At 68.3% G+C, this 23,364-nt stretch carries 19 protein-coding genes; 9 read left to right on the top strand and 10 right to left on the bottom strand.

Features of this window, described 5'->3' with window-relative positions:
• Positions 1-286: 286 nt before the first annotated feature.
• The 6 genes from OG332_RS07305 (at position 287) to OG332_RS07280 (ending at position 8,067) form a co-directional block, all read left to right on the top strand.
• Positions 287-1,078 (top strand): type VII secretion system-associated protein, encoded by a 792-nt coding sequence (locus tag OG332_RS07305; RefSeq protein ID WP_327412676.1) that lies wholly within the window; start codon positions 287-289, stop codon positions 1,076-1,078.
• 143 nt (positions 1,079-1,221) lie between these two features.
• Positions 1,222-2,211, top strand: a complete 990-nt coding sequence (locus tag OG332_RS07300) for a ricin-type beta-trefoil lectin domain protein (RefSeq protein ID WP_327412675.1) — start codon at positions 1,222-1,224, stop codon at positions 2,209-2,211.
• Positions 2,196-3,455 (top strand): CAP domain-containing protein, encoded by a 1,260-nt coding sequence (locus tag OG332_RS07295; RefSeq protein WP_327412674.1) that lies wholly within the window; start codon positions 2,196-2,198, stop codon positions 3,453-3,455. The genes OG332_RS07300 and OG332_RS07295 overlap by 16 nt, the downstream gene beginning before the upstream one ends.
• Positions 3,456-3,531: 76 nt before the next feature.
• Positions 3,532-4,560 (top strand): sugar-binding transcriptional regulator, encoded by a 1,029-nt coding sequence (locus tag OG332_RS07290; RefSeq protein WP_327412673.1) that lies wholly within the window; start codon positions 3,532-3,534, stop codon positions 4,558-4,560.
• Positions 4,561-4,634: 74 nt separating this feature from the next.
• Positions 4,635-7,259 (top strand): hypothetical protein, encoded by a 2,625-nt coding sequence (locus OG332_RS07285; protein ID WP_327412672.1) that lies wholly within the window; start codon positions 4,635-4,637, stop codon positions 7,257-7,259.
• 46 nt (positions 7,260-7,305) lie between these two features.
• Complete coding sequence (locus OG332_RS07280) at positions 7,306-8,067, top strand: hypothetical protein (protein ID WP_327412671.1); 762 nt, start codon at positions 7,306-7,308, stop codon at positions 8,065-8,067.
• A gap of 16 nt (positions 8,068-8,083) precedes the next feature.
• Here OG332_RS07280 and OG332_RS07275 read toward each other — a convergent pair whose 3' ends face one another.
• From OG332_RS07275 to OG332_RS07245, 7 genes are all read right to left on the bottom strand, one after another.
• Positions 8,084-11,047, bottom strand: coding sequence for a BTAD domain-containing putative transcriptional regulator (locus tag OG332_RS07275; RefSeq protein WP_327412670.1), 2,964 nt, complete (start codon positions 11,045-11,047; stop codon positions 8,084-8,086).
• Positions 11,048-11,524: 477 nt separating this feature from the next.
• On the bottom strand, positions 11,525-12,451 hold the full coding sequence (locus OG332_RS07270) for a carbohydrate kinase family protein (protein ID WP_327412669.1): 927 nt from the start codon (positions 12,449-12,451) through the stop codon (positions 11,525-11,527).
• Positions 12,448-13,440, bottom strand: coding sequence for a zinc-dependent alcohol dehydrogenase family protein (locus OG332_RS07265; protein ID WP_327412668.1), 993 nt, complete (start codon positions 13,438-13,440; stop codon positions 12,448-12,450). Before OG332_RS07265 ends, OG332_RS07270 begins: the two co-directional genes overlap by 4 nt.
• Entirely contained in the window at positions 13,437-14,318 is an 882-nt protein-coding gene (locus OG332_RS07260; protein ID WP_327412667.1) for a carbohydrate ABC transporter permease, read from the bottom strand. Before OG332_RS07260 ends, OG332_RS07265 begins: the two co-directional genes overlap by 4 nt.
• Positions 14,315-15,289 (bottom strand): carbohydrate ABC transporter permease, encoded by a 975-nt coding sequence (locus OG332_RS07255; protein WP_442816116.1) that lies wholly within the window; start codon positions 15,287-15,289, stop codon positions 14,315-14,317. The genes OG332_RS07260 and OG332_RS07255 overlap by 4 nt, the downstream gene beginning before the upstream one ends.
• Positions 15,286-16,641, bottom strand: coding sequence for an ABC transporter substrate-binding protein (locus OG332_RS07250; protein WP_327412666.1), 1,356 nt, complete (start codon positions 16,639-16,641; stop codon positions 15,286-15,288). The genes OG332_RS07255 and OG332_RS07250 overlap by 4 nt, the downstream gene beginning before the upstream one ends.
• A gap of 74 nt (positions 16,642-16,715) precedes the next feature.
• Positions 16,716-17,477 (bottom strand): DeoR/GlpR family DNA-binding transcription regulator, encoded by a 762-nt coding sequence (locus OG332_RS07245; protein ID WP_327412665.1) that lies wholly within the window; start codon positions 17,475-17,477, stop codon positions 16,716-16,718.
• 373 nt (positions 17,478-17,850) lie between these two features.
• On the opposite strand from OG332_RS07245, the gene OG332_RS07240 reads away from it, so the two are divergent.
• The 3 genes from OG332_RS07240 to gntD all read left to right on the top strand — a co-directional run bounded on the left by OG332_RS07240 (position 17,851) and on the right by gntD (position 21,590).
• Complete coding sequence (locus OG332_RS07240) at positions 17,851-18,612, top strand: DeoR/GlpR family DNA-binding transcription regulator (RefSeq protein ID WP_327419132.1); 762 nt, start codon at positions 17,851-17,853, stop codon at positions 18,610-18,612.
• A 244-nt stretch (positions 18,613-18,856) separates the two neighbouring features.
• Positions 18,857-20,566, top strand: a complete 1,710-nt coding sequence (locus OG332_RS07235) for a carbamoyltransferase family protein (RefSeq protein WP_327412664.1) — start codon at positions 18,857-18,859, stop codon at positions 20,564-20,566.
• A gap of 4 nt (positions 20,567-20,570) precedes the next feature.
• Positions 20,571-21,590, top strand: a complete 1,020-nt coding sequence (gene gntD / locus OG332_RS07230; protein ID WP_327412663.1) for a guanitoxin biosynthesis L-enduracididine beta-hydroxylase GntD — start codon at positions 20,571-20,573, stop codon at positions 21,588-21,590.
• Positions 21,591-21,808: 218 nt separating this feature from the next.
• On the opposite strand, the gene OG332_RS07225 is transcribed toward gntD, so the two are convergent.
• Genes OG332_RS07225 through OG332_RS07215 form a run of 3 tightly spaced genes read right to left on the bottom strand, consistent with a single transcriptional unit; the run spans position 21,809 to position 23,209 of the window.
• Positions 21,809-22,045 (bottom strand): hypothetical protein, encoded by a 237-nt coding sequence (locus OG332_RS07225; protein ID WP_327412662.1) that lies wholly within the window; start codon positions 22,043-22,045, stop codon positions 21,809-21,811.
• Between the two features lie 13 nt (positions 22,046-22,058).
• Positions 22,059-22,328 (bottom strand): hypothetical protein, encoded by a 270-nt coding sequence (locus tag OG332_RS07220; protein ID WP_327412651.1) that lies wholly within the window; start codon positions 22,326-22,328, stop codon positions 22,059-22,061.
• Complete coding sequence (locus OG332_RS07215) at positions 22,325-23,209, bottom strand: ISAs1 family transposase (protein ID WP_327412661.1); 885 nt, start codon at positions 23,207-23,209, stop codon at positions 22,325-22,327. The genes OG332_RS07220 and OG332_RS07215 overlap by 4 nt, the downstream gene beginning before the upstream one ends.
• Between the last annotated feature and the right edge of the window lie 155 nt (positions 23,210-23,364).

The raw sequence follows: 23,364 nt of genomic DNA, 5'->3' as shown, positions 1-23,364 counted from the left end.
ACGGATTCATCGAATTGCTACACGAGGGCAGTTACCCCAGCCGTCCGGATTCGCTACGATGGCATTCGGTGGGGCGTCTGTGCGCAGCCGGGCCGGTACGGTCCCGTCTCCACACACGCTCAGCAGATCGGCCACGGACGGCACTCCGGTGGCCCCAGATCCTTCAGCGTGCCCGCGAGCCGCGGGATCGGTCTATTCCCCCACCTTCACCCCTTCACCTCCTGCGCCATCATGCGTGCGCTCTCGTGTGCGGCGCACGGCATTCCCTATCGAGTGAGGACGACGTATGAGTAACAAGACCGCCGACGAGTGGACAGACGAGGAGAGCGAGGTCGAGCAGGGGAGTGCCGTGGCCTCTGAGGCCGGCGACGGCGGTGAACCCGTAGCCGGGGCGACGGACGACATGCCGCCCATCCCGGATGAGATCCGGGAGGCGGGCCGACTTGCCCCCGACCACTGGCTCGGCATGGTCGATCCGACCTGGAAGGGGGAGGGGGAACCGCCGGAGTGGGCGATGGTGGGACGATGGCGCTCCGGCCTGAACGGCGAGATCGAGGAGTGGCAGGACAACCCCGAGTACAAGCCGTCTCCCCGGGCCTTGGGGTGGCCTGATCCGGAGGACGAGGTGGACGAGGCCATCCAACTCGCCGCGACCGGTTACGGACCCGGCGAGGCAGTGACCGAGGCGCTTGTCGACCGTCAGGTGGCGGTCCTGGTGGCGCCCGGAGGCGGCCCGCTCGTCGCCACGACGCCCAACGGGGACGCCGCCGTACCGGTGTTCACCTCACCCGTGTACCTGCACACCGCTGGTCGACTCGCCTTCGAATTGGTCGATGTCCAGGAATTGGTGGGGAGGATCGAGGCAGGGAACCTGCTGTACCTGAACCCCTCGGGACCAGTGAGCATGACTCTGGAACTCGACGTTCTACGTGAAGCCGTCGACCAGGCTGCCAATCCGGCGGCCGCCGCGACGCCGATGGTCACGGTCAGTGCCGACCAGCAGCCGCAGCCGTCCGTGACAGCGGCCATGGTCGATCTCGATCTCGACCGCGCGAGCGCCACGACTGAGGAGCGATGATGGCAAGGCATGAAAGACCAGACGAGGGTACGCCGGGGATGCCCTCCGAGGGCGGGGTGCGCAGAGCGGTGGCCTTGTCCGCCGCCAGTGCCGCGCCGGCCCTGCCCGACCCGGTGACCGCTGACCCTGCCGAGAGGCGGCCCGTGCCGGTAGCCTCCGTGGAGTCCGCGGCCGAGTCCGAGACCGAGCTTGTCGCACGGGTGGCCGCGTCCTCGGCCGCCCAGGAGAGTGCGGCCGAGAGGTCAGCCGCAGAGGGAAGGACCGCCGCCCAGGGGGCGGAGGAGTCGGAGGCCGAGTCGGTGGCCTTGTCGGCGGCCGCAGGGGCGGTAGGCGGGGCTGCCCCGCCCGATGATGAGGAGTCGTCCCCGGGGAATCCCAAGAAGCCCCTTCTGGCCGCGGCGGGCATCGCCGGAGCCATACTCCTGGCCGTTCCCCTGCTGATCTTCGTCACTGACGACGACGGCGAGGACCGTACAGACCGCGTCGCGCACGCAGCCGACTCGTTCGCCGTCGAGGATACCGAGCCGCCGTCGGGGACCTACGCCCCTGCCAAGCCCAAGTCCGTACCACCGCCCACGCCGACGGCTGCGGGCAGTCCCCAGCCGGAGGCAGCCGCGGGGGTCCCCGCGCCGCCGAACGACCCCGCCCCCCAGGAGCAGCAACCGCCGGCCGCGCCGCCGCAAACCCAGCCGCAGCAGGAGAGTCCCGCTCGGGAACAGGCGCGCAAGCCTGCGGAGTCGAGCCTCGTGGTACCTGTCTACGCTCTCACCAGCCCGGACTCGGGCAAGTGCCTCCAGGCCGCCGCCGCGCAGGTGGGCTCGCCTCTGATCATCTGGACGTGCGGCAACTCCGCGGCACAGAAGTGGGCTTTCCACAGCGACAAGACGCTGCGCAACGGCTCGCTGTGCGTCCAGCTCGCGAACGGCTCCATCGCGAACGGCACCTCCTTCGTGCTTGCCAAGTGCACCGGTTCTCCCGAGCAGCAATTCCACCTCAATCTCACCGAGGACCTGGTCGCCATGAAAGCCGGCAACAAGTGCGCCGACGTGTTCGACGGGAAAGAAGTCAACGGCACGCCGGTCAGGCTTTGGCCCTGCACCGGAACGGCGAACCAGACGTGGCGGCGAGCCTGACGCCTCTGCCGGCCGGGGCCCTGGTGATCCAGGTCCCCGGCCGGTACAGCGCGTCCGCGGTGATCGACGGGACCGACAGGCACGTGGTCGCCGATCCCGTACTCGCGGGGGATGCGCAACGGGCTGTGGCCGGAGTCCGCGTGCAGGACGACATGCTCGTCCTGGACCTGCGCCGAGTACGAGAGGGGACGGACCGGATCGTCGTCTGCGCCCTGCCGAAGCAGCCGCGCCAGTGGCAACCGCCGGGGTCCGAGCTCACGGTGAGCATCACGGGAGCAGACGGACTACTGCACGCCCGGTTCTCCGTTGTACCCACCCGTCCCGAGGGGGTGCAGCCCCTTGCGGAGATCTTCAGGTCGGCCGGTTCCTGGCAGGCGCGAGCGCTCCCCATGCGGCAGCCGGAAAGTCACGACGACGTCCCCGGTCGGGACGACGGCCTTCCGGGGCTGGTGAACGCGCTGCGCTTCCGGCTCGGGTTGCCTCCCTTGCGTACCGACGTACGTCTGGCCCGGGCCGCACAGGAACATGCGGCGGCCCTGGCCACGCGTGGTGCGGCCGGGTGGCGGGTGCCGGACGAGACGTCTCTGTTCGACAGGGTGGAGGCGGCAGGATACCGGTACCTGACGCTCACCGAGCACCTCGCAGACGGTCCCGGCACCGCTGTCGAGTTGAGCCGTCACTGCCTCTCCTCGGAGCGGACCGTACGCGCGTGGGGGGACCCGGGAGTGACGGACTTCGGGCTCGGCCATAGCGCCGGAGCGTCGGGCACCGTCGTCTGGGCCGCTCTGTGGGCCCGTCCCTTCTGCGCCGACGGACTGGCGCGCCTGCTGGCCGAGGTCGTCTCCCTCACCAACATCGAGCGTGCGGCGGCAGGGCTCCCCGCCCTCGTCGCAGACCCGCGCCTGGCGGCGGCCGCGCAGGGGCACAGCGCCGACATGGCTGCCCGTCGTTTCTACGCCCACACCAGTCCCGAGGGAGGCACGCCTGCAGACCGGGCCCTTGCCGCGGGGTGCCGGTCGGACGGCATTGGCGAGAACATCGCCTGCGGTCAGCGAACCGCCGCCGAGGTGGTGCGGGGATGGATGGACAGTCCGGGTCACCGGGCCAACATCCTGAGACGCGCTTTCACGCTCATCGGTGTCGGGTATGCCACCGGGGGGCGGGCAGGGACGTACTGGACTCAGATGTTCGGGGCCCCCGTGACGCATCGGGGCGCCGGGGGACCTGTGGGAAACCATGTATAAGGACGTGTGTAAGGGCTCGTCGTTACCCTCACGGCAGCAGCCAAAGGGCTGCGCCAGCACGAAGGGGGCGAACGACATGGGGCGTGCGCACGACGCGCTGCATCCTCCGGCGGCCACAGATGTCCTGCTGGCGGCCACCATCGCCAGGCGGTTCTACCTGGACAACCAGTCGAAGACCGAGATCGCGGACGAGTTCAGGCTGAGCCGCTTCAAGGTCGCACGCATGCTCGAAGCGGCGGTGGCCCTGGGCATCGTCCGCATCGACATCACGGTCCCGGCCAAGATCGACGCGGAGTGTTCGCTGGCCCTGCGCGAGCGTTACGGACTCCGATACGCCACCGTCATCGACGTCTGTGCGGAGGGCGGGGCGGCCTACAGCGAGCCGGAGATGATCCGGTGGCTGGGTGCCGTCGCGGCCCGTCTCGTATCCGACGTGGTCGACGAGGGAGACGTCCTCGGTCTCGCATGGGGCCGGTCCGTCGACGCGCTGGGCAAAGCCATCACAAAGCTGGCGACCTGCGAGGTGGTCCAGCTGACCGGAACCCACCCGAACCACTGGGCGAGCGAGGAGTCCATCGAATCCGTGTGCCGAGCCGCGGCGGTCGGCGGCGGAACAGCCTACCCGATCGTTGCGCCTTTGGTCGTGCCCAATGCCCTGACCGGATCCATCGTGGCCAAGCAGCCGGCCATAGCCGCCACGGTGGCGCGGTACGACCGGGTGACCAAGGCGGTCGTGGAGATCGGCGCCTGGTCTCCGACTCTCTCGACCGTCTACGACGCGCTGACAGGTCCTGAGCGCCTCGGATATCGGCAGCTGGGTGTGGTGGCCGAGGTCTGCGGCCACCTCCTCGACGCACGGGGCCGGGCTCTGCCCGCGGGCCTGCACGAACGCGTCATCTCCATCGAGATGGCCAAGCTGCAGAAGATCCCGGAAGTCATCGGCGTCGCCGGTGGCGCCGACAAGGCGGAGGCGATCGGTGCCGTCCTGGCATCGGGACTCCTGTCCGGCATCGTCACGGACCTTACCGCGGCCCGCCGCATTCTGAGCGGACCGCCTGAACGAGGCGGCGTGTTGACGCGTCCGGATCGAAAGGACGGCGTGTGAGCCGCTGGACATCAGTCCTCTCCCGCTTGAACAGGACCTCCACCGCTTCCCGCCGAAGGTCGGGCTCAGCGGGTGTGGACCGCGAACCCGGGATCGTTGGCGAGACGCTGGTCGAGGAGGTCGACGGCGTCCTGGTCCTACGCTCGTACGAGGAGGAGTTCCCCACCCTGGACGACCTGGTGGAGGTGGCGAGCGCCGCGAGCGGCGACGACGGATGCGTCACCCTCGTGGTGGGCAGCGCCGAGCTGGCGGGGGGCCAGGACCGCGAGGGCTGGGGGCCCCTCGGCGAACTCATCGACACTCTTCACCGCAAAGGCACTTCCAAGATCCAGCTCGTCCTCTCCCACGCGGGGAACACCCGGTCCGAAGACCCTTGCCTGGCCCACCGGATCGCCGAGGCCTGGGCCATGGAGGTCGTCGCACCCGATGGCACGGTGCTTATCACCCCGGGCGGCACCCTGTTCGTCCAGGGGAACGCCCAGCGTGCCGGCAACTGGTGGAGCTTCGCTGACGGAGTCGCCCCCCGTCCACTCGGCCCTCGCACCCCGGCGCCTTCGTGGCAGCAGGCATTGGGCCGGGCGCCGCTCCGCACGGCGGGCGGCTGTTCAGTGGTGCAGATCCCCGCCGGCGTACTTCTGAGCCAGGCCGGGGCCGCTGGTCCCGGAGAGGGCGACCTCGCCTACGCGGTCCCGTCCGACGCGGAGCGCCCCCTCATGCTCGTAGGTACCCCCCTTGGCGACGAGGTGGCGCCGGGCGACGTGGCCGAGGTACTGGCTGCACTTCCGGTCGCGGAGCGTGCGGCCGTTCGCCTGGCCCCCGGCAGCGGACGAGACCTGCTCGGACTCTCCCAGACCGTCGCGGACATGCTGGGCGGCGAGGTCGAGGTGCTCGCCGGGATACCGCTGATGGAGGGAGCCCCAGGCGCCGCCTCGGCGCGGACGACGGTCGTGGGCTCGGACGGGGAACCGTCCTGGCAGCCCTACCTCACAGCTGTCACGTGCCTTCCGACGGCTCCGGACGGGGTGCCAGCCAGCCCGCGGGCAGCGCACTGGCAGTCCATGGCCTCCATCGGCGAAACCGAGGAGGCGGAGGCCGCCGGCTGGCGCGTCGACGCCACTCGGGCCGGTCTCGCACTGCTGCAACGGGACGCCCCTGTTGCACCGATCACCGGGCTACCCGTGGATCCGGATTCATTCGCCCTCGAACTCGGCCAACGGGGGAGGGCCTTGGACGATGCGGCCCTGCCTCGCCTCTCGCGGCTCCTCCTGAGCCTGCCACCCGCGAATCGGGTCAGGACCACGGTGTTCGTGTACGGCACTCCGGCGAACGGGGGGAAGGACCTACGCCGTCTGGCGGCTCAGCACGGCATCGCGCGGGTCCGGTACCTGATGCGTGAGGAGTCACCGGTCACCCCACCCGCAGGCCCCATGCCCGTTCTCGCACCACCGACCGAGACGACGGGAGTTCCGGAGGCCGAGCCCTCCCGGCGGCCCACCCCCGTGTCAGTCGAAGTCTCCGTGCCCGTGGCCGTAGCCACTTCCGGGACTCCCTCCGTGACACCGCCCGTGCCTGGGGCCGAGCCAGGCACGCTGCGCTCCCGCGCCCCCGAGGCGCTCGCCTCGACCGGGGCGGCCGCTCCAGCGGGGGCGGCCCCAGAGCCAGAGCTCCAGCCCGTACCCGTGGACATTCCGGCAGAAGGATCGGCGCCGGCGTGTACCCCCGTGCCAGCGGCGGAAGCCGTTCCGGTCGCCCTCCCGACGCACGAACCAGGACGGGCGACCGCGCCCGGCCCAGCGCCCGTGCCGGACGGCCCCTCCGCAAGTGAGCGGAGCGCCGTTACCGTGGCCGAGTCCGTTGCCGCACGGGGTACGACCCCTCGGGCGGAGGCGCGCCGTCCCCCGGAGGCGCCGACCTCGCCGGGAGCCAGGCCGGACGCCCTCCTTCCCTTCGCCCCGGGTCACGTCAGCACCCCTGCGGAGCGGGCTGCCTTCCGGGCCCTGGCGGCGGATGTCTGGGAGGCGCATGGGGCGCAGGCCGCTCGCATGCTCACCCGGTCTCCCGCACTGCGCGGGCCTGAGCTCGACGAGGCGAGGACGGACCTCGTCGCCCTCCTCGCCTATCTCTCAGACCAGGAAGGGAACCTGTCAGCGGGTGAGTTGCTGCGGGACCTCGCGACCGGGGGCGGGCGCCTGTCGAGCTACGCCGCCTGCCTGACCTCCGGCCTACGGCGCCTTCCCTCCTACCGGGGAGCCACGCTGCGAGGCGGCAGCTCGCAGGGAGCGGGGGACACCCCGGGGACCGGCTCGATTCTGCGGGCTCCAGGGCCCGTCAGCACGTGGCTGAAGTGTCCCGAAATTGCAGGAGGCGCTCCTGTTCGGTACGCCTTCTGGTCGGTCACCGGGCGCAAGGTGCGCCGGCTCGTGGGTGATCAGGACACCGGACCCGAGGAAGTCGTCTTCGCCCCTGGTTCCGCCTTCCGGGTCCTCGGCACACGCGTCGTCTCCGGCTCCTCCGTGATGATGCTGCGGGAACTGCCCGGCTCGGGGGCCTCGTCCACAGCCGATGCCGGTGCGCTCGGCCCCCTGGACCGAACCGCGCTGGCCCACCTTGAGCAGGCACTCGGCGCGGACCACACAACCGATGCGCCCGGGTGGAACTGGCCGGAGCGTGGCGCTGGCTCCATCTGGCATGCCCCGTAGCGACACATACGACAATCGGCCAGCAGGCCGGGAGGTGTCATCCTCAGTGCAGACCGACTGGTCGATGCTCAAGGACGCCCACGGATCGGCCGCGGGGATTCCGGAACTCCTCGACCGGTTCGAGGCCGATCCGCAAGAGGCCTGGGCCGAGCTGATGGACCGGCTCTGTCCGCGGCTGGACACGGTGTTCTCGGCCAGCTTCGCCGCCCTGAGCCGACTGGTCGCGATTGCGGCCGCCCGGGAACCGGCGGATCGGCCTTGGGTCCTCATCGCGGCAGGACCGATCGTGGCGTGCATGCGCCGTTCGCCCGAGGGTGACACGGCGTGTGCGGTTTGGGCCGAAGAGATCGCCGAACTCGCGCGCCTCACTGCGCCGTGCCTTCGCCTGTCACTGGAACCGGAGGAGTACATATTCCTGCTCCAGGCGGCGCTGTCCTTCCAAGGCGTGGCCGTCTGGGACGAGCGGCTCGATCACCTCGCGGAGGGGGAGTACGAGGTTGACTGCCCCTACTGCGGGATGAGCCTCTTCATCGTGCTCGGCGCCCAGGGGTTCTTCTCCTGCGACGACGACTACGCCTCCACGCATGTGGTGCGCGCCCCCTTGCGGCCGGTGGGGGCGGAAGACCTGCAGGGGCCAGGGCGCCGGCTGTACGAAGAGGCAGCCTCCGCCGGACAGCACATGGTCGCCCACAGGCTGACGCACTTGTTCGGCCGGGCAACCTGTACTGGTTGCGGGACCCTGTTCTCCGTCGCGGACCGGGTCGCGGCTCCTCGGCCGTCTCTTCCGGGCCGTGTCCGGCCGGCCTGATCCATCGGTCACCACATCAGTGGTGCTGCACGGAGCACGAGGCCGCGATCACGACTGTCACCCCCCTTACGGCCTGCAGCCTCCGCGGTTCTGATGCGCCTTCCACGGCAGGCACGTCGGTGGGCTGATCGGCTGCCCGTGCGGCCCTGCTCAGCGTTGCCAAGGCCGTCCCGACCATGTCTTCGGCCGACAGCGCGCGGCCGGACGAGCGCGCATCCCCGAACTCCCGAGCGCCGAGGGCCCTTCCGCCTTGATAGCACAACTCCCGGTGCCAGCTGAGTACCGTCGGCCACCAGGCGGCGTCGACCGAGTCCCGTAGATGTGCGGCAGCTCCCGACAGGGTGGTAGCCGCCAGGTGATCGCCCCCCCGGCCGGCGATCTGACCCGTGACGAGCAGGGCCACGGACAGGCCCCAGGCCGAGGCGGCCCCCTGAAACAGACATATGCCCCTGCGAAGCCTCGCCGCGGCGCTCGGCAAGTCTCCCAGGCGGAATGCGGCAGCCCCCCCTACGACATCGAGCCAGGCGAGAACGGCAGGGTTCCCGCTCGCTTCCCGGCTGCCCGGGGCAGTCAGCGCGGCGGCCTCGTCGTAGTGCTTCAGGGAGAGGGCGTGGAGGGCTCGGACCACCGAAAACCAGAGTTCCAGCTGCGGATCGCCCTCCCCGGCAGCCAAGGCAGAGGCGCGCTGCATGAACGTTTCGGCGTAATCGTGTTCGTCGCGTGTGAGTGCCGCCAGCCCCTGATGAAGCAGTGCGGTGGCCGCCCTGGTCGGATCGCCCAGGCGGTCGAAGAGACGGCAGGCCTCCTCCGCGGCCGACAATGCGGCTCCCGGGTCATGTTGGACGATCGCCAGCCATGCCGCGCCCAGCAGGGCCCGGCCCCGTTCCGAGGGGTCCGCGGGCCCGGGCAGGGCTACTACGCTGCCCAGCAGCCGGCGTCCTTCGGCATACATTTCCCTCCTGTCCCAGAAGGGAGAGAGGGCGGCGGCCAGGCGGACGGCTGCGGCGGAGTCGCGCTGATCGACTGACCACTGGAGCGAGGCCCGAACGTTGCCATACTCAGCCTCGATCCGCCGCGTCCACGCACGGAGTTCAGCTTCATGTGCATCGTCCGGCATCGGTGTCGCGAGGGTCTCGAAGTAGGCGGCGTGACGCACGGCGACCTCGGCGCTCTCCCCGCACTTCCACAACTGCCGCCGGGCGTATACCCGCACGGGCTCCGTCAGCGCGTACCGAGCCTCTCCGCCAGCCCCTCGACCGGTCGTGACGAGTGATGCCTCGATCAGTGCGTCCAGTGACACGGCGACCTGCACCCCAGCGCCGCAGACCTGCTCCGCGGCCTCCCGCGTGAACCCGCCCTCGAAGACCGCCAGCCGATGGAACAGCTCACGCACGGCGCCGTCCAGCCGCTCGTAGCTTCGTTCCACCGCGGCGGGCAGGCTGGTGGAGACGGACGGGTCGGCAGCCGCACGCGACGCGGCTGTCTCCCGAACCGGATGCTTCTCCAGCCGCTCGGCGAGTGCCGCCACCCTCTGACCATCGACATGACCCGCGGCCAGTTCGAGGAAGAGCGGAAGGCCGTCCAGCACCCGGCAGACGCGTGCGACATGGACCGCGTTGCCATCGGTGAGGCGGAATCCCGGTCGGCCGACGGCTGCCCGGTTCACGAAGAACCGTGCCGCTGGGGAGCGGCCCACGGTGGCGGCGGTCTCGGACGTCGGCGCGGGCAGCGCCAGACCGGCCAGCGGGAAGGGACGCTCTCCGGGAACGTGCAGGGGGTGCGACCCCGCCGTCAGGACATGGACGCCGTCGGCCCGGCCCAACAGCTCGCGCACCAGCAGGCCCACAGGCTGTCTGTAGTGCTCGCAGTCGTCGAGCACTAGGAGCAGCTCCGCGTCCCGCAGCCGTTCTCCGATGAGCCGGGCGGGACGCAGTGGAGAAGGTCCTCGGACGCCGAGTGCTGCGGCGACCCTGGAGGAGGGTGACTCGCCGGCCCGCAGGCCACCGAGTTCCACCATGACCACGCCGTCGGGGAAGGATTCGGAGCAAGCGGCCACCACTTCCGACAGCAGCCGGCTCTTTCCGGCGCCCCCCGGTCCGATCACGGAGACGAGACGCTCCCGGCCGGTGAGCCGGAGCAGCGCCGCGAGCTCCGCTTCCCGACCGACGGCCTCGCCGGGCGGGCTCGCAGGGGTCGCGCGCGGTGGCCGGTAGGGCTGTGCGGGGACGGGCGGAACCTCTTGCCTGAGGATCGCCGAGTGCAGGGCTCGCAACTCCGGTCCCGGTTCCACGCCGAGGAGACCCACGAGCCGCTGACGGGCGCTCTGGTACGCCTGCAGGGCCTCGCCCTGCCTTCCGTCGCGGAACAGGGAGAGCATGAGTTGCGCCCAGAACCGTTCCCTCATCGGATGTTCACGGGTGAGGCCGCCCAACTCGGGGATCACCTCGCGGTGGCGGCCGGCGAGGATGTCCGACTCTATCCGCGCTTCCAGGGTGTCCAGGCGCAATGCTTCCAGTCGCACAGAAATCGCCTGTGCGAACGGCTCATCGGCAAACGTGCCGAAAGGCCGGCCCTTCCACAGGCCGAGCCCTTCACGCAGGACAGAACCGGCCGTGCGACTGTCGCCGCGGGCCAGTGCCCGCCGTCCCGCCAGCGCGAGCCTTTCGAATTCGGCCGCGTCGGTCGCTTCGGGCTGGGCCGCCAATACGTATCCCGATCCGTGCGTGGCCACCACCATATGGGGATCCACGGGCGCTGCCGACAACGCTTTGCGCAGTTGGGAAATCCGGACGTGCAGCATCGCCACGGCCTTGGAGGGGGGATTGTCACCCCACAGGGACCAAATCAAGCGATCTGCGGAAACGATCTGGTCGGCATGTGCCAGAAGAACGGCGAGTACGGCCCGGTGACGTGGAGGTCCCAGGGGTATCTCCACACCTGCATGCCAGGCTTGCACCGGCCCAAGAAACCGATATTCCATCAGCCGGATGGTAGCAGGGCGCGGCCTGGGAACAAGCCCCCCAACCAGCAGAGATTCACCCCAGGTAGGGGTTCACCGGAGGGTGCGGGCGAAATCAAGGCCGCCACGTCGTGTATTTGCCTAGAGTCCAGACTCTTGTTACTCGCGCGTTCGTATTCGGTCGTAGTCCGCGGAGCGAACAGTGTGGCCGACCGTCGAGAACGTGGTGGGCTTCAACCAAAGATTGAGGCAGGAGTCCTCGGGAGTGCTCCCTGGACGAGTGGCGAGTACCCATTCCGATCAGGAATGCCGGGGAAGCCGGCGCGGCACAGGCGGCCCTACGGCACAACGGCCTGAGTGGTACATGGCGCAGCGGCCCAGGTGGGACTGACCACCGCCCCGCCGCGCCCCGGGGGAGGTTTGGCGTCAGCGGGGCGGTGGGGTTCAGGCGGGCCCAGGGGCAGGGGTTAGGACGGGCACTGGCCTCGGGCGGGGCAATCAGTCAGAAAGGGAGGAAGGGAGATCGGCATCTGCCCTCCCGCATACCCACGCGGCCATCAAGGAGCCGTACCTGAGCAGTTGCGCCGCTTGCATGTGCGTGATGCTCGCGGGATCGCGGTCTACCAACCCGCCGTGCCTGGCGAGCTGGGCAAGGACCGCCGCCATGAACGCATCTCCGGCGCCAATGGTGTTGACCAGCGAGACAGGAACGGATTCAACGGACACCCGGTCTTCGAAGGGAAGGAAGGCACTGCTTCCCCGAGCCCCACGCGTCAGGACCACTAGACGTCCCTCATCAGCCATTCTGCGGCAGACCCTGTCCGGTTCTTCGCCGGGCCACAACCACGCTGCGTCCTCGTCGCTGACCTTGATGACCTGGGCGAGCGAACACAGCTCCCGTAGGCGGAAACGGCTCTGCGCCTCGTCCAGACCGCGTACTGCTCGCACGTTGGGATCCACGGCCAGTACCGACTGCTGGGCCGCCGCCTGGGCAGTGGCGAAGACCTCGTCGGCAGCCTGGGGAAGCACGGCCGCCAGCCCACCCACGTACACGGCGGCGAACTGATCGAGCCCCTCTGTCCGGGCCGGAAACCGGAACGTTGCGGTGTCTTGTACGTAAAATGAGTAGTGTGTGCCCGCATCGGTCAGGCTGGCCACGGCGACGGCTGTGGGTAGATCGCTATGTCCACACAGGTCGAGGGTGACTCCGGCCTTGCGGAGCCGCTCCTCACATTGCCCGCCGAAGCGGTCGTCACCCAGCGTGCCGACGAAGGCCACAGGTATGCCCAGGCGGGCCAACCCGGCCGCCACGTTGGCCGGTGCTCCGCCGGGCAGCGGGATGTAGGAGCCCGAGCCGTCGTTGGTCGGAACGAGGTCGGTCAGGGCCTCGCCCATGACCAGCAGGGGCGCGGTGACAGGCTTCACGGCTCCACCACGATCTTCCGCCCCTGGCCTGCCTTGAACCGCTCCATGGCCTGTGGGTACTGCTCCAGGGGCAGGCGGTCGCTGATGAAAACAGATGGATCCAGGAGCCCGGTGGCGAACAGGGCGGCGGCCCGCTCGTAGCTGTGCAGCACCGCCATGGAACCGGTGATGGTGATCTCGTGATTGTAGATCTTGTACGGCTCGATGACCGCCTCCGCCGCGTACTCGGAGACCCCGAACTGGAGGAAGGTGCCGCCCTTGGCGACGCGGCCGAGGCCGTCCTGGATGGCATTGATGTTGCCTGTGGCCTCCACCACGAAGTCCCATCCCTCCGGCCGGTCCAGCGCCTCGGCGCTGGTGGCCGACCGGCTGCAGCCCAGCAACTCCGCCGTGCTCAGGCGTTCGGTGTTGATGTCCACGACATCCACGCTGGCGGCGCCCGTACGCTTGGCCAGCTCCAGCATCATGAGGCCCATCGTGCCGGAGCCGTAGATCAGTACTTCCGCGCCGAGTGTGCTGCTGTTCAGCACGTCGTAGCCGCGTACCGCGCAGGAGAGCGGCTCGATCAGGGCGGCGTCACGCACGTCGACGTGCTCGGGCAGACGGAAGCAGTTGGCGACCGGGGCCACAGCGAACTCGGCGGCGCCGCCCGGTTCGGTCACGCCGATGGCTGCCCATCGCTCGCACAGGTTTCCACGGCCGGCCCGGCAGTAGCGGCACTCGTGACAATAGAGGGATGGGTCGACGGCCACCCGATCGCCCACGGACAGTTCGGTGACTGCGGTACCGACCGCGACGATCTCGCCGGCGAACTCATGGCCGGGTATCACAGGCAGCCGCGGAGCGAACTCACCCTGGAGAATGTGCAGGTCGGTGCCGCAAAGCCCGGTGGAGGCGACCTTGACCACCACGTCTCGCGGCCCCGGGGTGGGGTCGGGGACGGAGGTGACGCCGACCTTGCCGGGCGCCTCGATGAGTGCTGCCCTCATTTGACTGCTCCAAGGGAAAGGCCCTGGACGAGTTTGTCCTGGGCTGCGAAGCCGGCGACGAGTACCGGCAGGGAGACGACCACCGAGGCCGCGCACAACTGGGCGAGGAACAGCCCCTGACTGGTGACGAAACCGGTCAGGAAGACGGGAGCCGTCTGTGCGGCCACGCCGGTGAGCACCCGGGCGAACAGCAGCTCGTTCCAGCTGAAGATGAAGCAGATCAAGGCGGTCGCCGCGATACCGGGGCCGGCGATGGGAGCGACGATCCGGGCCAGGATGGTGGGGAGCCGGGCACCGTCCACCTGAGCGGCCTCGATGATGGAGACCGGTACGTCGGCCAGGAAGGACTGCATCATCCAGACCGCGATCGGCAGGTTCATCGACGTGTAGAGGATGACGAGCAGCCAGATATTGTCCAGCATGCCGACGTTCTTGGCGAACAGGTAGAGGGGCAGGAGCCCGGCGACTACAGGCAGCATCTTCGTCGACAAGAAGAAGAACATCACATTGGTCCACTTGCGGACCGGCTTGATGGACAGCGCGTAAGCCGCCGGCAGTGCGAGCAGCAGCACGAGAACGGTGGAGATGACGCTGGCGGTGGCCGAGTTGATCAGCGACGGCCAGGGGCTGGCTCCACCACCGGAGCCGAAGAACTCCCGGTAGCTGTCGAAGGTGATCGCAGCCGTGAAGGAGGGGGGATTGGTTGCGGCGTCGGGCTCGGAGTGGAGCGAGGTGAGCACCATCCACCCGGCCGGCAGGCAGAAGAGGATGCCCGACAGCCAGGCGACCAGCCCGAGCGCGGTGCCCCGGCGATTGGCGCGGCGGGCCGCGGGGGGAAGGGGTCGGCGCGGCGGCGCACTTCCGGTCGCGGTGGTCATGAGCGCTTCACCTCCTCAGTGAAGAGGGACGAGACCACGCGCAGGGCGAAGGTGGCGATCACCATGGTGCCGATCACGACAAGAACACCGGCGGCGGAGGCCAGCCCGTATTCGTGCGCCTGGTAGAAGGTCTGGTAGATGGTGTAAGGCAGGTTGGCGGTGCCGAGTCCGCCAGAGGTCAGAGTGAAGACGGCGTCGAAGTTCTGCACGATGTAGATGGAACCGAGCAGGATGCCGAGTTCGAGGTAGCGCCGCAGGTGCGGCACGGTGAGGTAGCGGAAGGTCTGCCAGACATTGGCGCCGTCCATCCGTGCGGCCTCCATCATATCCACCGGTCGGCTCTGCAGGCCGGCGAGCAGGATCAGCATCATGAACGGGGTCCACTGCCAGATGAGGGAGGCCGCGACCGCGAGCATCGGCATGTCGGAGATCCAGTCCGGCTGGGCCGGGGTCTCATCCCCGAAGAGCCCCGCGACCCAGGTCCACATACCGTTGAGGAGTCCGTACTCCGGGTTGTACAGGGCGTGCTTCCAGAGCAGCGCGGCGGAGACGGGGACGAGCAGGAACGGTGTGATGAGCAGGGTGCGGACGAACCCCCGGCCGAAGAACGTCCGGTCCAGCAGGAGGGCGAACAGCAGACCAAGGACCAGACTGGCGAGGACCACGGAGGCCGTCAGCAGGACCGTGGTCAGGACGGATCCCCGCAGAGCGGGGTCCGTGGCGACCGTCACGTAGTTTTCGACCCCGGCGAAACGGCGGGCGTCAGGGTCGAGGGAGTTCCAGTCGAAGGCCGAGATGCCGAGGGTGGCGACGAACGGCAGCTGGGTGACCGCGATGAGGAAGACGAGTGCGGGCAGCAGGGGGGCGCGGGTGGCCCAGCCGCTGCCCCCCTGCTTGCCGGGCCGGGGCGCGACGGGATGGTGCGCGGCAGGTTCCATCACTGTCGTGCCGGTGGCCAGTGTGGAGGTCATCGGTATTCCTTCGCCACCTTCTCCGCCATGGCCTGGGACTTCTTGAGGGCTTCCTCGACGGACTGCTTCCCAGCGATGGCGCTGGAGATCTCCTGGGAGACCTTCGTGCCCAGATCCGTGAATTCGGGAATACCGACGAATTGGACGCCTACCGTGGGGCGGGGCTGCGTACCGGGGTTGCGGGGGTCGGCCTCGGCGATCGCGCTGCGGGTGACGTCGGCGAAGGCCGCCGCCTCCTTGAGGTACTCAGGGTTGTCATACGTAGACGAACGCTTGCCGGCGGGGACGTTGGCCCAGCCCGTCTGCTCGCCAACCAGCTGCTCGTACTCCTTGCCCGAGGCCCAGGAGATGAACTTCCATGCCTGATCGCTGTTCTTGGACGCCTTCTGGACGCCCCAGGCCCAGGTGTAGAGCCAGCCCGAGCTCTTCGTCTGCTCGACCGGCGCCCGGACATAGCCGATCTTCCCCTTCACCGGCGAGTCCTTGGCTTCCAGCGACCCCGCGGCGGCGGTCGCGTCGTACCACATGGCGGACTTGCCCTGCGTCAGGTTGTTCAGACATTCGGCGTAGCCCGCCTGGGCGGCGCCGGCCTCCCCGTGCTCGCGCACCAGGTCGACGTAGAACTTGGTTGCCTTCGTGAACTCAGCTGAATCGAGATGTGCTTCCCAGTCCTTGGTGAACCACGTTCCGCCCATCGTATTGACGACGGTGGTGAGAGGCGCGGTGACCTCGCCCCATCCCGGCAGCCCCCGCAGGCAGATGCCCTTCATCCCGGGCTGTGCTCCGTCGGCCTTGGCCGCGAGATCGGCCACCTCGGCCCAGGTGGGCCGCTCGGGCATCGTCAGGCCCTTCTCGGCGAAGACGTCCTTGCGGTACATGAGGAAGGACGATTCACCGTAGAACGGCTGGGCGTACAGCTTCCCGTCCTGAGCGGTCAGTGACTCGCGCAGAGGCTTGAGGATGTCCTCCTGGTCGAAGTCCGCGTCCTTCGCCACGTAGTCGTCGAGGGGGTGCAACCACTGGTTCTTGGCGTAGATGGGCACTTCGTAGTTGCTGATGGTCGCGACGTCGTACTGAGCGGCCTGGTTGGAGAAGTCCTGGCTGATCTTGTCGCGAACGTCGTTCTCCGGAAGGACCGTGAAGTTGACCTTGATCCCGGTCTTCGGCGTGAAGTGCTCCGCGGCGAGCTTCTGAAGCTCGATCATCTGAGGGTTGTTCACCATCAGGACGTTCAGGGTCTCGCCTTCCGCGGAGCTCCCGCCCGCACCGCTGCACCCTGCGAGAAGGGCGAGCGCCGCAGCGACGGTACCGATGCGAGTTGGGAGGGCAGGTCGTCTTATGTCGGCAGGCATGGCGTCTCCAGTGAGGTACGGATGTGGCGGTGGGGATGTGGGTTCGGGGGAGGGCGGGGACCCTGCCGGGTGGGTCACACCCGGATGACCCGGGGGCCCAGCATGGAGTAGCGCTGGGCTTCGGCACTAGGGAGCCCGCTGTCGGTGACGATGGTCTCGATGTCGGAGACGTGGGCGAACCGGCAAAAGCTCGCGCAGCCGAATTTGGTATGGACTCCTGCGAAGATGTGCCGTTGCGCACTGCGCATGGCCTGGGCCTTGAGCTCATTGACAGCGGGATCAGGTGTGGTGAGCCCGTACTCGCGGGAGATGCCGTTGGCACCGATGAACGCGAGGTCGATGGCGAAGCCGGCGAGCATCTGGGTTGCCCAGTGGTCGACGGAGGCCATAGTGCCACTGCGCACGCGGCCACCGAGGAGCAGCACCTCGATCCGGTCGGCGTCAGCCAGGATGTGGGCCACGCCGAGGGACGCGGTGACGACCGTGAGCTGCCGGTCGCGCGGCATGGATTGAGCGATCAGCTGCGGGGTGTATCCCTCATCGATGAATAAGGTCTCTGCCTCACCGAGGAGTTGGGCGGCGGCGGTGGCCACACGCGCCTTCTCCGGGACGTGTCGGATGCTGCGCAGGGCGAGAGTGGTCTCGAATCCGGCACTCTCGACCGGGTGGGCCCCGCCATGGGTGCGGCGGACCAACCCGTGCCCCTCCAAAGCGTTCAGGTCCCGTCGGACCGTCTCCTTCGACACCGTGAGGTCGTTCGCGAGGTCCGTTACGTCCACATAGCCGACTTGCCGGGCCATCCGGAGGATCTCCCGTCGGCGAACTTCGGTGTCCACGGCACCCCGTCCCTTGTTGTCTCCGCACTGATGCCCGTTGTTGCTCAAGTTCGTTTGTACAAGGGCTGTGCCGTGCGTGACCAGGCCGTATACAGTCCGCAGTGCGCCCGTTGTCGAAGATACGGACGCGACGACTTACCAGGTCAGCAGGGTGAGAAGGTCCGTCTGTGAACGAACGCTCGCCCGAGACAGTCGGCTTGGTTGACTGTTTACTGCCCGATCGGTGGGAGGCTCGCCGAGTGTCGTGCGGAAGGAGTGGCTCCTGAAGGTGGATAGGTGGCGATAGCAGTCATCGTGGCTGGTCATCAACATTCTGTGGAGAATCGTTTAGGCCGCCCCAGTGGACGGCGGCTCCAAACACCAGGAGGACGGGCTGGACACGCACAGACGCAGGGCCGAGATCCTGGCTCTGGCGCGCCGCGACGGGGCTGTGCAGGTTGCACAGCTGGCGACGACGCTCGGAGTCGCGCAGGAGACAGTGCGGCGTGACCTGCGAGTACTGGAAGACAGCGGGCTGGTCCGCCGGACGTACGGGGGTGCCTACCCCGTGGAGACCGCCGCATTCGAGTCATCGCTGGCCTCACGGGCTACCCGGCACCTAGCTCAGAAGGCACGCATCGCCTCCGCAGCCGCTGCCTTGCTGGGTGAGGCGGAGACGCTGTTCATCGACGAGGGCTTCACCCCGCGACTCATCGCGGAAGCACTTCCGCGCGACCGGCGCCTTGTGGTGATCACCGCGTCGCTCGCCGTGGCGTCGGTGCTCGCCGCACGGGAGGAGACGCAGGTCCTGCTCTTGGGCGGCCGAGTCCGGGGTGGCACCATGGCGACAGTGGACCACTGGGCCACTAGCATGCTCTCGGGGTTCGTCATAGACCTCGCGTACGTAGGTGCGAACGGCATCTCGCGCGAGTACGGACTGACGACACCGGACACGGCCGTCGGGAAGGTGAAGGCCCAGGCGATCAAGTCGGCGCGGCGCAGGGTCTTCTCGGGGATCCATACGAAATTCGGTTCCGTGAGCTTCTGCCGCTTCGGTGAGGTGAATGACTTCGATACGATCATCACCGGCACCTCGCTGCCCTTGATGGAGGCACAGCGCTACGTGCGGCTGGGACCGCAAGTCGTCCGGGTCTGAAGGCTCACGGACTTCAGGAGCGAAGCCCGAGTTGTGACCGGGAACCGGGCACAACTGGGCAGGGAAATTTCCGTCAACATGCTGGCACCAGGGCGATGCCTGGCGGTAATAATGTTGTGCGAGGACGCAATTGACTTGGGTGACGGGAAAGTGGCCCTCCTTCCCGCACGCCGTCGGGCTACGCCGTGACCGAGTGCGTCCCGCAACGCTCTCTCCGCATTCTGTACGACCTCAGAGGTGATCCATGAACGTGCTCGGAATCAACTGCGTATTCCATGAGTCGTCCGCGGCCGTCGTCGTGGACGGTGTCGTGCTGGCGGAGGTCGAGGAAGAACGCTTTAACAGGGTCAAGCACGCCAAGCCCGCACGAGTCGACAACGCGCACCACCTGCCGGCCGCAGCCATTGCCCACTGCCTCCGTGTCGCGGGTCTGGAGGCCGCGGCCATCGACGTGATCGCCTGCTCGTTCGATCCCGGCATCCGGCGCAAGGCCTTTTCGAATGACCCGTGGGGTGATCCGGGTGGTTGGGGGAGCGAGGCAGGTGAGAAGGAGTTCCTGCGCTCACTCGAACGAATCCCTGCAGCTGTGTCGGAACTGCTCGCAATGGACGTGACCGACCGGTTCCGCTGGGTCCCGCACCACATGGCACATGGTGCGTCGACCTACTACTCGGCCGGCGACGACAAGGCAGCCGTGCTGGTCGTCGACGGAATAGGCGAGTTCGCCACGGCCATGCTCGCAGGCGGGTACGGAAAAGAGATCCGTCTTCTGGAAGAGCTGCATTATCCCGACTCCGTGGGGTTCGTCTGGGAAAAGCTGAGCTCCCATCTCGGCTTCTCCGAGTACGACGCCTGCAAGGTCATGGGACTCGCGGCATACGGGGACGCGACGCGCTACTCCGGGGCCTTCGAAGAGCTCACCGGCGGGGATGGCCCGCTCCGGGTCCGCTCCGATCTGTTCCGCTTTCGACTCGACGATTTCGCTGCCCTGGAGAAACTGCTGGGGCAGAGACGCGGACCGCAGGATCCCCTGGGGCAACGTCACGCTGATGTCGCCGCGGCGCTCCAGCACTGGACCGACCAGACCATCCTCAACCTTGCCGGGCGGCTCTACGACCTCCATCCGGCATCCACCTTGTGCTACGCGGGCGGAGTCGCCCTCAACTGCTCCACCAACTGGGTACTCAAGGAGAAGGGACCGTTCTCCAGGGTCCACATACCACCCGCGCCGCACGACGGGGGAACGGCCGCCGGGGCCGCGCTTTGGAGCTGCCAGCCGTCCCTGCCGGGCGCCGGGCCCAGTGAGACGGGAGCAACGGTTTACAGCGGCCCCGCGTACACCGAAACCGAGATCACAGCGGCCTTTGCCGCGGCGGGTCTGATTCCCCGCCGTTCCACGGACATCGCCGCAGAGGTGGCACGGCGCGTCGCAGACGGGCAGATCGTCGGCTGGTTCCAGGGAGCCATGGAGATCGGGCCTCGTGCCCTCGGAAACCGCTCCCTCATCGCCGATCCACGGGACCCCGGCATGCGCGAACTGCTGAACCGGAAGGTCAAGCACAGGGAGGACTTCCGGCCCTTCGCCCCCAGCGTTCTTGAGGAGCGGGCTCGGGATTGGTTCGAGCTGGGGCGGGACTCGGAGAGCTACCGCTACATGCTCTACGCGTGCCCCGCACGTCCCGAGAGGGCAGCTCGGATACCCGCCGTCCTGCACGTCGACGGTACCTCGCGTATCCAGACCGTGTCGGCGGCCCAAAATCCCCTTTACCACCGGATGATCTCCTGTTTCGAGGGGATCACGGGAGTCCCGATGGTGCTCAACACATCCTTCAACGACAGCGAACCGATCGTCTGCTCGCCCGAGGACGCACTGGCCACCTTCGCCGGAACTCGTATCGACGCGGTGGCCATCGGCGACCACATCGCCGAGCGGCACACCGCAGAAGAGTGGTGACACCGTGACCACCAGATCGGCTCTTCCTCCGGCCGTCGATCCGTGCCGCTTCGAATTGACCGGCACGGAGTCGGCCGAAATCCAGCGCATCATCGCCTCGCTTCTCCCCGACTGCAGTTCGGTCGACGTTGGTCGACTGCGGGCAGCATCCATGGCGACCCGCATACTGCCCGCTCGGCTCGTGGAGTTCCTGCAGACCTTCCGTTACGAAGAACCGGCGGGCGGCTGCGTGATCAGCGGCTGGCCGGTCGATGACGCGGGGATCGGCCCGACGCCCATGAGCTGGTCCAGTCCGCCCCGCCCGGGCGGGTCTCTGTCGCACGAGCTGTACCTTGTGGTTCTGGCGTCTGTGATCGGAGACGTCTTTGCCTGGAGCACGGTCCAGGACGGGAACCTGGTGCAGGACATACTCCCCGTGCCGGGTGAAGAGGGCGGGAAGAGCGCCGGCAGTAGCAGCAGCATCCTTGAACTGCACACCGAGGACGCGTTCTCACCGCTGCGCTGTGACTACCTCGGGCTGATGTGCTTGCGGAACGACCAGCGTGTACCGACGAGTTACGCTTCGCTGGACGCCGTCCAGCTCAGCGCCGAGCACCGGCAGGTGCTCGCACAGCCGCGGTTTGCGCTGCTCCCTGACGAGGAACATGTGCGGCGCGCAGCGGAACGCGGCGAGCAGATGCCGGATGCGTCGAAGACGGGTCTGCTCTTCGGTGACCTGCAGTCGCCCTACCTGGCCCTCGACGCTCTGTACGTCGAGGTCGGCCAAGACGATGCCGAAGCAGCGAAGGCCCTGGAGACGCTCCTCACGGGCCTGGACGCAGTCCAGTTGAACGTCACTCTCGCGCCGGGTGAGGTGTTGCTCGTGGACAACTACCGTGCTGTCCATGGTCGAGGCCCTTTCGAGGCTCGCTACGATGGCCGCGACCGCTGGCTCAAAAGGGTGAGCGTCACCCGCGACCTCCGGAGATCACGCGAGGCAAGGTCGGGTGCCGACTCGCGTGTTGTTGCCACCGGCCTGGCGTAACGCCGGCACACCGTACAGACCCTGGCCTGTGCGATGTTGCGCTTGGCAGGTAGGAGCGGATGCCGCGGGCGAGTAGGCTTTGCCCGCGGCATCCCCGCCGAGGCCTGGTGCGAGGACGGCCGGGGCACAGAGTAGTCACATGCTCGATCGACAAGTCGGCACCGTCGAGGCGATCCTGTGCCGGCTTCGGGCGGGATACACCGGACAGAACTCAATGGCTACTCGACGGTCATATCGGCGTAGGTGATCGTGATGTTCTGGCGGGCACTGTCGAGGTCGGCGTTGACCAGGGTGGCCTTGATCTCGCCGGGCCCACGCGCTCCCTGGCTGCTTGCGCGCCAGGAGTTCCCCGGTCGTAGACACCTGCCGGACCTCCACCACGTCCTGCTCGGCTCGATTTCCGACACGTCCTGGGCGGTCTCCACCCAGGGCTGATTCAAAGTCCAGATGATCATGTTGGGTTGCTGGTCAGGCCGGGTCGAGGAGGTCCAGTGGGCGTGTGAAGGGGGCGTAGGAGGTTTCCCGCAGGCCGGCGGCGATGCTGCGGTGGCCCGCGTCCCGCAGGGTGGTGATGGCGAAGTTCCGCAGCGTGGCCATGTTCTCCGGTCCGTGCCCGGCCCGGATCTTCGAAGCGTCCTCGGTGAACGTCACGTCCCTGACATGGTGCAGGGCCTCGATTTCCCATTGCGACCTGGCCAGCCGGCCGATGGCCTGTGGCGACGCCTCACGGGCCGTCATGTCGGTGATCGCGTAGACAGTCTGCCGGGTGACCGTGCCGGTCTTGATGTGTCGGTGCGGTGCCGCAGGATCTTCGCCGCCTGGACCGCGTGTGGGAAGTCCAGGCCCAGATCGGTGACCGTAAGCGTGCGGACCGAGCGTGTTTCGCGCCGGCCGTGTCCGGCCTCGCGGTCGTAGCGGCGGGAGGTCACTTCCTTCCACGGCAGCGCACGCAGCGCGGCGGCCAGACCCGGCTGGTTTCCCTTGACGATCAGCAGGCAGTGCGCCTTCTTCGCCTCCACCAGCCACTTCGCGTGTTCGCGGTGCGTGTGCAGGGCGTCGGCGGTGACGACCACGCCGGTCAGGCCGAACGGTGCCAGCAGGCGTGTAAAGCCGGTGACCTCGGTGGTCTTGTCCGGTACCCGCAGCTGGCTGACGGTGCGTCCACCGGACACGACGGCCGAGGGCAGGTGGGCGGCCGGAGCGGTATCCATGCGCGAGCCGCGCACGGTCTTGCCGTCCACCGCAACTGATGCGGCCCCCGCAGGGTCGCATCCGAGCAGGTCGGCCAGGGCGCCGGGGCATACCAGGGTCAGCACGCGGCGGAGAGTGGAGGCGGAGGGGGCGCGACGCACTGCGAACGGCCCGCCCGGACGGATGCCGAGGCGTTCGAGGGTGTCCTGGGGAGCGTGGCGGGCCCACTGGCCCACGGCCAGGTAGGAGCGGGCGCCGGCCAGGACCGCGCTGGCCGCGGTTGGCAGGACGGAGACCAGGGTGTGGCGCCGTCCGCGTCGATCACGGGGGTCGGCCAGATGACAGAGCCGCTCAGCCGGTGCGGGGATGGCGCGGTGTTGACGGGACAGCGTCTTGGTCAGACAGACGATGGCAGACTGACGACACATCGAGGCTCCGGTTGTACAGGGCGACTTGGGAAGGTCACCCTTCAACCGGAGCCTCTTTGCCTGCGTAGCGGCCGCCTCCCGCATCGTCATACGTCCGTGACCAGCCGCTTCTCGTCAAGACCACGACTTTGAATCAGCCCTGAGATTGACCGCCA

It is taken from the genome of Streptomyces sp. NBC_01233, from assembly GCF_035989305.1.
Classification (GTDB): domain Bacteria; phylum Actinomycetota; class Actinomycetes; order Streptomycetales; family Streptomycetaceae; genus Streptomyces.
Note: the sequence above shows the minus strand (reverse complement) of the source record. Positions and strands in the feature narration are given on the sequence as shown.